This is a genomic window from Streptomyces sp. NPDC058157 (assembly GCF_042884105.1).
GTDB lineage: Bacteria > Actinomycetota > Actinomycetes > Streptomycetales > Streptomycetaceae > Streptomyces.
In genome coordinates, this window is sequence record NZ_JBHVUQ010000035.1 from 1 (window position 1) to 11,791 (window position 11,791).

Sequence of the window (11,791 nt, forward strand, 5' to 3'; positions counted from 1 at the left end):
ACGAGAACAAGGGCGAGAGCCCCAAGGAGAAGAAGCGGCTCAGCTACGCCGAGGCCGGCTTGCCGAACAGCTCGCGCAGTACGTCCTCCATCGTCACCAGCCCCGTCATGGCGCCGTCCGCCCCCAGGACCGCCGCCAGGTGGGTCCGGCTGGCCCGCATGGCGGTCAGCACGTCGTCCAGCGGCGTCTCGGCCCGCACCTGGGCGATCGGCCGCAGCGCGGACACCGGGAAGGGCTCGGCCCGCTCCACCACGTCCAGGGTGTCCTTGACGTGCAGGTAGCCGAGGATCCGCCGCTGCCCGTCGACCACCGGGAAGCGGGAGTAGCCCGACTCGGCCGACAGCCGTTCCAGCCCGGCGGCGGTGATGCCCTGCCGGGCCGTGACCACCCGGTCCACGGGCAGCACCACGTCGGCGACGGGGCGGCGCCCCAGTTCCAGGGCGTCGTGCAGCCGCTCGCTCGCCCGGCCGTCGATCAGCCCGGCGTCGCTGGAGTCCTTGACCATCCGGGCCAGTTCGTCGTCCGAGAAGGTGGCCGCGACCTCGTCCTTGGCGTCCACCCGCAGCAGCCGCAGCAGGGTGTTGGCGAAGGCGTTGATCGCGAAGATCACGGGCTTGAGCGCATGGGTCATCGCCACCAGGGGCGGGCCCAGCAGCAGGGCGGTGCGCACCGGCTCGGCCAGCGCCACGTTCTTGGGCACCATCTCGCCGAACAGCATGTGCAGGTAGGTGGCCAGGGCCAGCGCGATCACGAAGGAGATCGCGTGCGTCACCCCGGAAGGCACCCCGGCGGCGTCGAGCAGCGGGCTCAGCAGATGCGCGATGGCCGGCTCGGCCACCACGCCCAGCACCAGGGTGCACAGGGTGATGCCCAGCTGGGCCGCCGCCATCAGCGCCGACACGTGCTCCAGGCCCCAGACGACCGCGCGGGCCCGCCGGTCGCCCTGTTCGGCGTACGGCTCGATCTGGCTGCGCCGGACCGAGATCAGCGCGAACTCCGCGCCGACGAAGAAGGCGTTGACGACCAGGGTCGCCAGGCCGATCAGCAGCTGGATCGCGGTCATCGGTCCCCCTCCGGGCCCTCGTCGCCGGGCACCTCGGCCGGCGTGTGCAGCAGCACGCGCGCGGCGCGCCGGCCGCTCGCGTCGACCACGTCCAGCCGCCAGCCGTCCAGCTCCAGCCGGTCCCCGACGGCCGGGATCCGGCCCAGTTCGGCGGCTATCAGCCCGGCCAGGGTCTCGTACGGGCCCTCCGGGACGTGCAGCCCGATCCGCCGGAGCTGGTCGGTGCGCGCGGCGCCGTCGGCGGAGTACAGCGCCCGGCCGGCCTCGTCCGTGCCGGCCGGGGCCAGGTCGGAGGTCTCGTGCGGGTCGTGCTCGTCGCGGACCTCGCCGACGACCTCCTCGACGATGTCCTCCAGGGTGGCCACGCCCGCCGTGCCGCCGTACTCGTCGATCACGACGGCCATCGTCTGCCTGCCGGACAGCCGGTCCAGCAGCCGGTCGACGGTCAGCGACTCCGGTACCAGGAGGGGTTCGCGCAGCAGCTGCGAGACCGGGTGGCGGTGGCGCTCCTCGGCGGGCAGCGCCAGGACGTCCTTGATGTGGACCGTGCCGACGACGGTGTCGAGGCTGCCCCGGTAGACGGGGAAGCGCGACAGACCGGTCGCCATGGTCGCGTTGGCCACGTCCTCGGCGGTGGTCTGCACGTCGAGGGCCGTGACCTGCACGCGCGGGGTCATGACGTTCTCGGCGGTGAGGTCGGCCAGGTTCAGGGTCCGCACGAACAGCTCGGCCGTGTCCTTCTCCAGCGCGCCCGCCTTGGCGGAGTGCCGGGCCAGGGCCACCAGCTCCTCGGGGCTGCGCGCGGAGGCGAGCTCCTCGGCGGGCTCCATGCCCAGCCGCCGGACCAGGTGGTTGGCGGTGGTGTTGAGGTGGCTGATCAGCGGCTTGAACGCACGGCTGAACATCCGCTGCATGGTCGCCACCCGCTTGGCGACGGCCAGGGGGGAGGAGATCGCCCAGTTCTTGGGGACCAGCTCGCCGACGACCATCAGCACCACCGTCGACACGGCGGTGCCGAGCACCAGGGCGGTGGAGGAGGCGGCCGCGGCGGACAGGCCCATGGCCTTGAACGGGCCCGTGAGCAGGGCGGCGATCGACGGCTTGGAGATCATGCCGATGACCAGGCCGGTCACGGTGATGCCGAGCTGGGCGCCGGAGAGCTGGAAGGTCAGGCTGCGGACGGCGGCCAGGGCGCTGTCCGCGCCGCGCTCGCCGCGCTCGACGGCCCGTTCGAGCTCGCTGCGCTCGACGGTGGTCAGCGAGAACTCGGCGGCGACGAAGACTCCACAGGCAAGGCAGAGCAGCAGCGCCACGACGAGCAGGAGCACTTCGGTCATCGGTCGATCACCTCCGTCCCATGATCGGCCAGGGGGAGGGGTACCGCGCGATGTCGCGTGCGGGGGTGGCGGGTACTGGGAGGCTCGCCCATGGGCGGACGCTCACACCTTTCGGTCGGGAGGGCCCGGACGGGTGATCCGGGGCCAGGGCCGGGGAGGGGCCCTGAGCACATGGTAAAGGAAAGGCAAAGGGGTTGGCTCCTCCTTTTGGCCCGGCGTGGGCGGATGGTGGGATCGCCGTATGGATGATCTTCGTATCGGACCGGCGTCCGCCGCCGACCTGACCGCCGTACTGGACTTCTGGAAGACCGCCGCCAAGGGCGCGAGCATCAGCGACGACCTGGCCGGGATCGAACGGCTGCACGCCCGCGACCCCCGGGCCCTGCTGCTCGCCCGCAGCGGCGGGGAGCTCGTCGGCACCGTGATCGCGGGTTTCGACGGCTGGCGCTGCCACCTGTACCGCCTCGCGGTCCACCCGGCCCACCGTCGGCGGGGGATCGGCTCGGCGCTGCTGGCGGCCGCCGAGGCGCGGTTCGTGGAGCTGGGCGGGCGGCGGGCCGACGCGATGGTGCTCGACGGGAACGCGCAGGCGCACGGCGCGTGGGATTCCGCCGGCTACCACCCCGAAGAGATCTGGACCCGCTGGGTGAAGCCGTTGGTCGGCGGCGCATAAGGGTTTTTCGGCCAGGTATCGCAATGGCTAACCGTTTATTCCGTGAATATTGGCTCGATGTCGCTCATTTTCGTGCGTCCTTTTTATGGCGGCGGCCTGATGCCCGGACGGGGCGTGTTCGGGCAACTGGCCAGGTGAAGGCCATGGTCAGTGATCATCGGATCATCCGTGAACTCGGTGTTTCGAGTGATGGAAGCGGGGGATTTCGTCAACCGCCCGGTGGTCGCTGATATCAATTTCCCTGCGCTCGGATCCGCGCCGAACAACCCCTCATTCAGGTCGTGTGCCTGCCGCTCCGGCCTGCCTTCGAGAATGGAATCCGCGTCATGGGAATCTCCTTCCGCAAGACCGTCGCCCTCGCCGCCCTGGCCCTGACGGCCTCCCTGCTGCCGGTCGGCCAGGCGGGCGCGGCCCCGCAGGCCGCCGTCCCCGGCCGGTACTGCCTCGCCAACGCCTGGGGTACCCCGAACATCTCCTCCAAGCCCTGCGACTCCGCCGACCAGGGCCAGCACTGGGTCGTCTCCGGCAACCAGATCTCCCTCGCCGGCGCCCGTGCGTACTGTCTGGCCAACAGCTGGGGCACCGATCAGGTGAGCACGAAGCCCTGCGACCCGAAGGACCAGGGGCAGTACTGGAACGTCTCGGACCAGCGGATCGCCCTCGACTTCGCCCCGGCCTACTGCTTCGCCAACGCGTGGGGGACCCCCAACGTCTCCACGAAGCCGTGCGACCAAGCGGACAAGGGCCAGCACTGGGTGGTCTTCAACGACCAGATCAGCCTCGCCCAGGGCTGACCCGGGGGCGGTTCGCGCCCGCCGCACCGCGCCGGTCGTGGGAGCGGCGGGCCGAGCCGATGACGCAGTACGAGGTCGGGAGGGCCGGGCCGCGCTCCGGTAGCCGGAAGGAGCGGTGCGCGGTGATCCGGAACCCGGCCGCCTCGATCGCGGCGAGCGGGTCGCGGGCGGTGTGGCAGCCACCGAACAGGCGGGGCCACACCGTCCGGTCCAGCGCCCGCTGCACCGAGGCCATCCCGGGCCCGGGGGCGATGCCGTGCTCCAGGAACCGCAGCTCGGCGCCCGGGCGCAGGACCCGGTGCAGTTCGCTGAGGGCGCGCGGCAGGTTCCGTACGGTGCACAGCACCAGCGAGGAGACGGCCGCGTCGAAGGCCTCGCTCTTGACCGGGAGCGCCTCGGCCACGCCCGGCACCAGGTCCACCGGCACCTCGGCGCGCAGCGCGGCCGCCGCCGCGAGCCGGCGCAGGGTGCGTTCCGGTTCCACCGCGACGACCTCGGAGACCGCGCGCGGGTAGTGCGCGAAGTTCAGGCCGTTGCCGGCCCCGATCTCGATGACGCGGCCGGACACCCCCCGCAGGAGCTCCTCGCGCAGCGCCCCGATCCCGGCGCGGTTCTCCGCGGCGGTGCTGGCGCGGGCGTAGAACCGGGCGAAGCAGGGGTGATGGACCGGATCGGGCGGCTGGGCGGGCATGGGAGGCCTCCGGGCACGGGTCGGCGGCTGGCGGGGAACACGGGCGCACGCGTACCCCCCGCCTGTTCCCCGCCCCGCCGGGCCGTGAAACCGCCCCGCAAACGCCGGAAGGCCGGCGCCGGAGGTCCGCGGCGGGGCTCCGCCGCGAACCTCCGGCGCCGGGTCAGCCGTCAGGCCGGCCAGGCGGCCAGGAAGGACTCCGCCGACCACGTCCCGTGCAGGTCGGGGGCCAGCCAGCCGGGAGCGGCCGCGCGGAAGGCCGCCGGGTCCAGCGTGCCCGAGCCCTGCGGGACGGCGCCCAGCAGGGGCAGGCCGGAGACCTTCGGCAGGTCGGCCAGGTTGCACCGGGAAGCCAGGTCGGGGGAGTCGGGCCAGCTGCCCACCACCACCCCGAGCCCGTGCAGCCCCCGTGCGGTCAGCGCCTCCGCGGTCAGCGCCGTGTTGTTGAGGGTGCCCAGCCCCGCCGGGGCCACCACCAGCACCGGTGCCTCCAGCAGCCGTGCCACGTCGGCCAGGGTGTGGCCCTCCTCGTCGAAGCGGACCAGCAGCCCGCCCGCGCCCTCGACCAGCACCAGCTCGTGCGAACGGGCCAGCTCGGCGGCCGCCTCGGCGATCCGCGACGGGGCCAGCGTCGCCAGCCCGGAGCGCCGCGCGGCGGTGTCCGGGGCCAGCGGCTCGGGGTAGCGGGCCAGTTCCCGCGCGGTCACGGCCGGCCCGGCGAGGCGCACGGCCTCGGCCGCGTCCCCCGGCTCGTCCGGACCCACCCCGGTCTGCGCGGGCTTGAGCACCGCCACCGAGAGCCCGGCGGCCAGGGCGGCCGCCGCGACGGCGGAGGTGACCACGGTCTTGCCGATTTCCGTGCCCGTACCGGACACGACGATCACGGACATCTCAGCCCTCCCGGGCCGCGGCGACGGCCGCGCGGCAGATACGGGCGACGTCGGCGTCGCCGGTGACGAACGGGGGCATCGTGTAGATCAGGTCGCGGAACGGGCGCAGCCACACGCCCTCCCGCACCGAGGCCCGGGTGGCCGCCCAGACGTCGACCGGGTGGTCGAGCTGGATCACGCCGATCGCGCCCAGCACCCGTACGTCCTTCACCCCCGGCAGCCCCGAGGCCTCCGCCAGGCCCTCGCGCAGGCCCGCCTCGATCCGCTTGACCTCGCCCGCCCAGTCCTGGCCGAGCAGCAGGTCGACGGAGGCCAGGGCCACGGCGGTGGCGAGGGGGTTGCCCATGAAGGTCGGCCCGTGGGCGAGGACGGGGACCTCGCCCTGCGAGATGCCGTCGGCGACCCGCTCCGTGCACAGGGTGGCGGCGAGGGTGAGGTAGCCGCCGGTCAGGGACTTGCCCAGGCACATGACGTCCGGGGTGATGCCGGCGTGGTCGGCGGCGAACAGCGCGCCCGTGCGGCCGAAGCCCGTCGCGATCTCGTCCAGGACCAGCAGGACCCCGTACTCGTCGCACAGCTCGCGCAGCACCCGAAGGTAGCCCGGGTGGTGGAAGCGCATGCCGCCGGCGCCTTGGACCACCGGCTCCACGATCACCGCGGCCAGCTCGTCGGCGTGCGCGGCGACGAGCGAGCGCAGGTGGTCCGCGTACGCGGGGTCCACGGGGGAGTCGAAGTCCCCGGGCGGGGCGTCCGCGAAGACCTGCCGCGGCAGGTGGCCCTGCCACAGCTCGTGCATGCCGCCCTCGGGATCGCAGACGGCCATCGGCTGCCAGGTGTCCCCGTGGTAGCCGCCGCGCCAGGTCAGCAGCCGGGTCTTGCCGGTGCGGCCCAGCGAACGCCAGTACTGCAGGCACATCTTGACGGCGACCTCGACGGACACCGAGCCGGAGTCGGAGAGGAAGACGTGCTCCAGGCCGGGCGGGGTGATCTCCACCAGCCGGGCGGCCAGCCGGACGGCGGGCTCGTGGGTGAGCCCGCCGAACATCACGTGCGACATCCGGCCCAGCTGCGAGGTCGCGGCCTCGTTCAGCACGGGGTGGTTGTAGCCGTGGATCGCCGACCACCAGGAGGACATCCCGTCGACCAGCTCCTCCCGCCCCTGCGCGGGGGCGGCGAGCCGCAGCCGGACCCCCGAGGCGGAGGAGACCACGAGGTTCTCCTGCCGCCCGGGCATCGGGCCGTACGGGTGCCAGACGTGCTGGCGGTCCAGGGCGACCAGGTCCGCCGTGTCCGACGCGGGGTCGAGCGGGTCGTGCAGGGGGAACGGGTCACGCATTGGGGGCGATGTCCGTCCCCGCGCCGCGGCGGCGCACCGCCACCAGGTCCGGACGCACCTCGCCCGGCTCGGCCTGGGCCGGGGCCTCGGCCGGAACCGGGGCCCCGGCGTGCGCGTGTCCGGAGCAGCCGCCGCAGGCCGAACCACAGCCGGGGGCCTCCGCGTCCGCGGCCGAGCCGCAGCCCGAGCCCGCGGCCGAGCCGCACACACCGCCCGCACGGGCGGCGGCCGCCGCCTCGGCGGCGTCCGCGCGGTGCGCGGGCAGGGTGGTGGTGCCCGCGCCCTCCACCTCGAAGCCGGCGTCCGCGATCATGTCGAGGTCGGCCTGGCCCGCCTGGCCCTCACTGGTGAGGTAGTCGCCGAGGAAGATCGAGTTGGCGATGTTCAGCGCGAGCGGCTGCATCGAGCGCAGGTGCACCTCGCGGCCGCCGGCGATCCGGACCTCCACGTCGGGGCAGACGAAGCGGACCATCGCCAGGATCCGCAGGCAGCGCTGCGGGGTGAGGTTCCACTCCTTGGCCAGCGGGGTGCCCTCGAAGGGGATCAGGAAGTTGACCGGGACGGAGTCCGAGTCCAGCTCGCGCAGCGAGTAGACGACGTCGACCAGGTCCTCGTCGCTCTCGCCCATGCCGGCGATCAGGCCCGAGCACGCCGACAGGCCCGCCGCGTGCGCCTTCTGCACGGTGTCGACGCGGTCCGCGTAGGTGTGGGTCTTGGTGATCTGCCCGTACGTGGCCTCGGAGGTGTTGAGGTTGTGGTTGTAGGCATCCGCACCCGCGTCGCGCAGCTTCTCGGCCTGGCCGTCGGAGAGCAGACCCAGACAGGCGCACACCTCCACGCCCTCGTTCTGCTCCTTGATGGCGGCGATCGTCTCGCCGACGCGGGCCACGTCGCGGTCGGTCGGACCGCGCCCGCTCGCCACGAGGCAGACCCGCTTGGCGCCGCCGGCGACGCCCGCCGCGGCCGCCTGGGAGGCCTCGTCCGGCTTCAGCCACGTGTACTTGAGGATCTCGGCCTTCGATCCCAGGCGCTGGGAGCAGTACGAGCAGTCCTCGGGGCAGAGCCCCGACTTCAGGTTGACCAGGTAGTTCAGCTTGACGCGACGCCCGAACCACTGGCGGCGCACCTTGCCGGCAGCGGCCACCACGTCGAGCAGTTCGTCGTCGGAGGTCGCCAGTACGGCGAGCGCCTCTTCGCGGGTCGGCAGCTCGCGCCGCAGCCCCTTGTCCACCAGGGTGTTCAGCAGGTCCATGCGCCCGATCCTGTCCCACGCGACCACTCCCGGCCAAGGAGAGATCGGACAACATGGCCGGAAGGGAGTGTGTGGATCGCCACACCGGCCCCTCGGGTCACGTCCGGATAGGGTCGAGCAGATCTGTCGACTGCCGACAAAACGCGAGACACATCGCGAGACGCGACACGAGGACCGCCGATGACCCAGCCCAGCCCGCAGCCCGAGGACGTCTTCGCCTGGATCGACGGCGCGGAGCGGCGGCGCGAGGAGGCGGGACTGGTGCGGACCCTGCGCCCGCGCCCGTCCGACTCGCCCCTCCTGGACCTCGCGAGCAACGACTACCTCGGTCTCTCCCGCCATCCCGAGACCGTCCGCGGCGCCTGCGCGGCGGCCGAGCGCTGGGGCGCGGGGGCCACCGGATCGCGGCTGGTCACGGGGACGACCGAGCTGCACACCGAGCTGGAGCGGGAGTTGGCCGCTTTCGCCGGGTTCGAGGCGGCCCTGGTGCTTTCGTCCGGTTATGCCGCGAACCTCGCGGCGGTGACCGCGCTGAGCGGCCGGGGCACCCTGGTCGTCTCCGACTCCGGGAACCACGCCTCGATCGTCGACGGCTGCCGGCTCTCGCGGGCCGAGGTCGAGGTGACCCCGCACGGTGACGTGGAACAGGTGCGCAAGACCCTCGCCGGGCATCCGGGCCGCGCCCTGCTGGTGACCGACTCGGTGTTCTCCGTCGACGGGGACGCCGCCCCGCTCGCCGCCTACGCCGCCGTCTGCCGGGAGGCCGGCGCGGCCCTGGTGGTGGACGACGCGCACGGGCTCGGGGTGTTGGGCGAGGGGGGCCGGGGCGCCCTGCACGCCGCCGGGCTCGCGGGTGCGCCGGGGGTGGTCGCGACGATGACCCTCTCGAAGTCGCTGGGCAGCCAGGGCGGAGCGGTCCTGGGGCCGGCCAAGGTGATCCGGCACCTGGTCAACACCGCCCGCGCGTTCATCTTCGACACCGGGCTCGCCCCGGCCGCCGCCGGAGCGGCGCTGGCGAGCCTGCGGCTGCTGGAGCGGGAGCCGCAGCGCGCGGCCCGGGTCCGGGAGGTGGCCGCCGAACTGCACGGACGGCTCACCGCGTCCGGCCTGACCGCGGCCAGGCCGGACGCGGCCGTGGTGTCGGTACGGGCCCCGTCGGCCGCGGCGGCACTGCGCTGGGCCGCCGACTGCCGCGAGGCGGGACTGTCCGTGGGGTGCTTCCGTCCGCCGTCGGTGCCGGACGGCATCTCCCGGCTGCGGCTGACGGCTCGGGCCGACCTCACGGGGGACGAGATCGGACGGGCCGTCGCCACGGTCCTGCGGACCGCTCCGGCCGGGGCCACGGAACCGGTTCAGCGGTAGGACGTCACACGGGCACGTCCGTCCGTACGGAGGCGAGGAAGCCGTCCCAGGCCGGCCCGGTGAAGAGCACGGCCGGGCCCTCCGTCCGCTTGGAGTCGCGGACGGCCAGCAGGCCGCCGTCGAGGGCGGCCGCTTCCACGCAGTTGTTCATTCCGGTGCTGCGGCTGCTCCGCCGCCAGCGCGCGCTGTTCAGAAGTCCGCCGGTGGATAAGGGGGTTGCGGACATGTGAGGGTTCCTCCTTACGCGTCCTCAGCGAGTGAGCTGATGAGGTCCGACGAGTCACGGGGCGGGAGGGCGTGCGCCTGGATGGTGCGGAACGCGGCGCTGTACGCCTCGAGGTCTTCCTTCCGCTCCAGATAGAGGCTACTCGTCAAATGGTCGAGCACCACCACATCCAGATCGGCGATGTTCGGAAATGAGAAAATGACGAACGGTCCGGTCAGGCCGAGATGGCCCCCCACGGTGAACGGCAGCACCTGGAGCTGCACTTGGGGCAGCCGTGCCACCTCCGCCAGGTGCCGCAGCTGCTCCCGCATCACCCCCGGCCCGCCGATCTGCCGCCGCAGCACCGCCTCGTCCAGCACGGCGCTCAGCTCCAGCGGGGGATCCGCCCGCAGCACCGCCTGCCGGGCCAGCCGTACGTCGACCAGCGCGTCCACCTTCGGCTCCGGCAGCCCGCCCAGCGCGGCCCGGGTCACGGCCCGGGCGTACTCCGCCGTCTGCAACAGGCCGGGCACCACCGAGAGTTCCACCGTCCGGGCCGATCGGGCCCCCGCCTCCAGGCTGATGAAGTCCCGGTACTCCTGCGGCAGCAGCCCCCGGTAGTCGTGCCACCACTGCCGCCCGCGCGCCTCCTCGCCGCCCGCCGCGGGACCGGCCGCCGACGCGCCCAGGGCCTCCAGCAGGGCGCGTTGCTGCGGACTCACCACGTCACCGTACGCGTCCAGCAGCAGCCGGATGTCCTGCGACTTCACGCCACTGCGGCCCGTCTCGATCCGGCTGACCTTCGACTGGTGCCAGCCCACGATGCGGGCCACCTCACCGCTCGTGAGCCCGGTCCGGTCGCGCAGCGCGCGCAGTTCCTCGCCGAGCTTGCGCCGGCGCACCGCGGGACCGTGCTGCATACCCGCTCTCCTTCCACCGGCATGGACCGCACCAGTCTGCCGTCCAAATACGCTTTTCCGTAGCAGAGTTCACCGCATTGAGCGACAGATATATGCATATCTTGGGGGAACGGCGGAAACGGCGGCAGGATGGGTGGCACTCTGGCGCTCAGCGCAGATCCGGGGCGGCTCCGCCCCGGTGGGAAAGGGACGTCGCCATGGCAGATCAGCTGGAAGCATCCGTCACCCTGCCGAGCGACCCGGTCTCGGTGGCCGCCGCCCGCCGCTACGCCGCGCAGGTGCTGAGCGACTGGGGACTTCCCGAGGACGCCGACACCGCCGACACCGTACGGCTGGTCGTCTCGGAGCTCGCGACCAACTCCGTGCAGCACACCTTCGGGCAGTCGCCCACCTTCACCGTCGACCTGCGCCTGGAGCGCGAGGAGTGGCTGCGCGTCGGTGTGACCGACAGCCACCCGCGCTGGCCCAAGCGACTGCCCGCCGCCGTCCAGCAGGACAACGGCCGGGGCATGGTCATCATCCGCTGGCTGGCGGTGGAGGCCGGCGGCCGGCTGTCGGTCAGCCCGACCGAGGACGGGGGCAAGACCGTGTGGCTCGCCCTGCCCTGGCCGGCCGGCGCCGCCGCCGCGGAGACCGTGCGCGGCCGCTGAACCGGAGGAACCGGCGATCGTATGACGAACCCGGCGCCGCGTCCCCCGACGGGATGAACCGGGTGCCTCCCGGAAACGTGGGTTAACCAGGCGGAAAAGTGCCGCCCCTAGGGTGCCCCGTGCGGCCCTTCGCCAATGGCCGCCCATGGGCCGGTAAAGCGTCGGTGATCGGGACGGAAAGCCTCGCTCTGCGTTGGGCAAGACATGCTTGGCATGGATATACGCAGGTCAACAAAGTGTTGACGACCGGTACGGTTCGCCACGGCGCGATGAGATCTTGTCCCGGAAGCTTGGTGATACAGGTGCAGTTGACACCACACGAACAAGAGAGACTGCTGATCCACGTCGCCGCCGACGTGGCCGAGAAGCGCAGGGCGCGCGGGGTCCTCCTCAACCACCCCGAGGCCATCGCCCTGATCACCGTCCACCTCCTCGAAGGCGCCCGGGACGGCCGGACCGTCGCCGAGCTCATGAAGTCCGGCCGGGAGGTGCTCAGCCGCGCCGAGGTGATGGAGGGGATCCCCGAGATGATCCACGACGTGCAGGTCGAGGCGACCTTCCCCGACGGCACCAAGCTCGTCACCGTCCACGACCCGATCGTCTGAAGAGGACCATCCC

General features: G+C 72.9%; 13 protein-coding genes. 5 read left to right on the plus strand and 8 right to left on the minus strand.

What is annotated here, in order from left to right:
• Positions 1 to 43: 43 nt before the first annotated feature.
• Both ACFVXK_RS11700 and ACFVXK_RS11705 read right to left on the minus strand, forming a co-directional pair.
• Complete coding sequence (locus tag ACFVXK_RS11700; protein WP_389611335.1) at positions 44 to 1,063, minus strand: hemolysin family protein; 1,020 nt, start codon at positions 1,061 to 1,063, stop codon at positions 44 to 46.
• Entirely contained in the window at positions 1,060 to 2,400 is a 1,341-nt protein-coding gene (locus ACFVXK_RS11705) for a hemolysin family protein (protein ID WP_389611336.1), read from the minus strand. Before ACFVXK_RS11705 ends, ACFVXK_RS11700 begins: the two co-directional genes overlap by 4 nt.
• A 241-nt stretch (positions 2,401 to 2,641) precedes the next feature.
• Here ACFVXK_RS11705 and ACFVXK_RS11710 point away from each other — a divergent pair, with 241 nt between their 5' ends.
• Together ACFVXK_RS11710 and ACFVXK_RS11715 are read left to right on the plus strand one after the other, a co-directional pair.
• The gene (locus tag ACFVXK_RS11710; RefSeq protein ID WP_389611337.1) at positions 2,642 to 3,073 is read left to right on the plus strand and encodes a GNAT family N-acetyltransferase; all 432 of its coding nucleotides are present in this window, start codon (positions 2,642 to 2,644) and stop codon (positions 3,071 to 3,073) included.
• Positions 3,074 to 3,399: 326 nt separating this feature from the next.
• Entirely contained in the window at positions 3,400 to 3,867 is a 468-nt protein-coding gene (locus tag ACFVXK_RS11715) for a ricin-type beta-trefoil lectin domain protein (RefSeq protein WP_389611338.1), read from the plus strand.
• On the opposite strand, the gene ACFVXK_RS11720 is transcribed toward ACFVXK_RS11715, so the two are convergent.
• From ACFVXK_RS11720 to bioB, 4 genes are all read right to left on the minus strand, one after another.
• Positions 3,848 to 4,558 (minus strand): class I SAM-dependent methyltransferase, encoded by a 711-nt coding sequence (locus tag ACFVXK_RS11720; RefSeq protein ID WP_389611339.1) that lies wholly within the window; start codon positions 4,556 to 4,558, stop codon positions 3,848 to 3,850. The genes ACFVXK_RS11715 and ACFVXK_RS11720 overlap by 20 nt on opposite strands.
• A 170-nt stretch (positions 4,559 to 4,728) precedes the next feature.
• Positions 4,729 to 5,448, minus strand: coding sequence for a dethiobiotin synthase (gene bioD / locus ACFVXK_RS11725; RefSeq protein ID WP_389611341.1), 720 nt, complete (start codon positions 5,446 to 5,448; stop codon positions 4,729 to 4,731).
• 1 nt (position 5,449) lies between these two features.
• The gene (locus tag ACFVXK_RS11730; protein WP_389611342.1) at positions 5,450 to 6,784 is read right to left on the minus strand and encodes an adenosylmethionine--8-amino-7-oxononanoate transaminase; all 1,335 of its coding nucleotides are present in this window, start codon (positions 6,782 to 6,784) and stop codon (positions 5,450 to 5,452) included.
• The gene (gene bioB, locus ACFVXK_RS11735; protein ID WP_389611343.1) at positions 6,777 to 8,036 is read right to left on the minus strand and encodes a biotin synthase BioB; all 1,260 of its coding nucleotides are present in this window, start codon (positions 8,034 to 8,036) and stop codon (positions 6,777 to 6,779) included. The genes ACFVXK_RS11730 and bioB overlap by 8 nt, the downstream gene beginning before the upstream one ends.
• A 180-nt stretch (positions 8,037 to 8,216) precedes the next feature.
• Between bioB and ACFVXK_RS11740 the strand changes: the two genes are divergently transcribed.
• Positions 8,217 to 9,398 (plus strand): 8-amino-7-oxononanoate synthase, encoded by a 1,182-nt coding sequence (locus ACFVXK_RS11740; RefSeq protein ID WP_389611344.1) that lies wholly within the window; start codon positions 8,217 to 8,219, stop codon positions 9,396 to 9,398.
• Between the two features lie 4 nt (positions 9,399 to 9,402).
• On the opposite strand, the gene ACFVXK_RS11745 is transcribed toward ACFVXK_RS11740, so the two are convergent.
• Positions 9,403 to 9,624 carry a DUF397 domain-containing protein gene (locus ACFVXK_RS11745; RefSeq protein ID WP_389611345.1) on the minus strand — a complete coding sequence of 74 codons (222 nt, stop codon included), beginning with the start codon at positions 9,622 to 9,624 and terminating at the stop codon, positions 9,403 to 9,405.
• Between the two features lie 14 nt (positions 9,625 to 9,638).
• Complete coding sequence (locus tag ACFVXK_RS11750; RefSeq protein ID WP_389611346.1) at positions 9,639 to 10,523, minus strand: helix-turn-helix domain-containing protein; 885 nt, start codon at positions 10,521 to 10,523, stop codon at positions 9,639 to 9,641.
• 197 nt (positions 10,524 to 10,720) lie between these two features.
• Here ACFVXK_RS11750 and ACFVXK_RS11755 point away from each other — a divergent pair, with 197 nt between their 5' ends.
• Entirely contained in the window at positions 10,721 to 11,173 is a 453-nt protein-coding gene (locus ACFVXK_RS11755; protein ID WP_389611347.1) for an ATP-binding protein, read from the plus strand.
• Positions 11,174 to 11,475: 302 nt separating this feature from the next.
• Complete coding sequence (locus tag ACFVXK_RS11760) at positions 11,476 to 11,778, plus strand: urease subunit gamma (RefSeq protein ID WP_389611348.1); 303 nt, start codon at positions 11,476 to 11,478, stop codon at positions 11,776 to 11,778.
• The last annotated feature ends 13 nt before the right edge of the window (positions 11,779 to 11,791 follow it).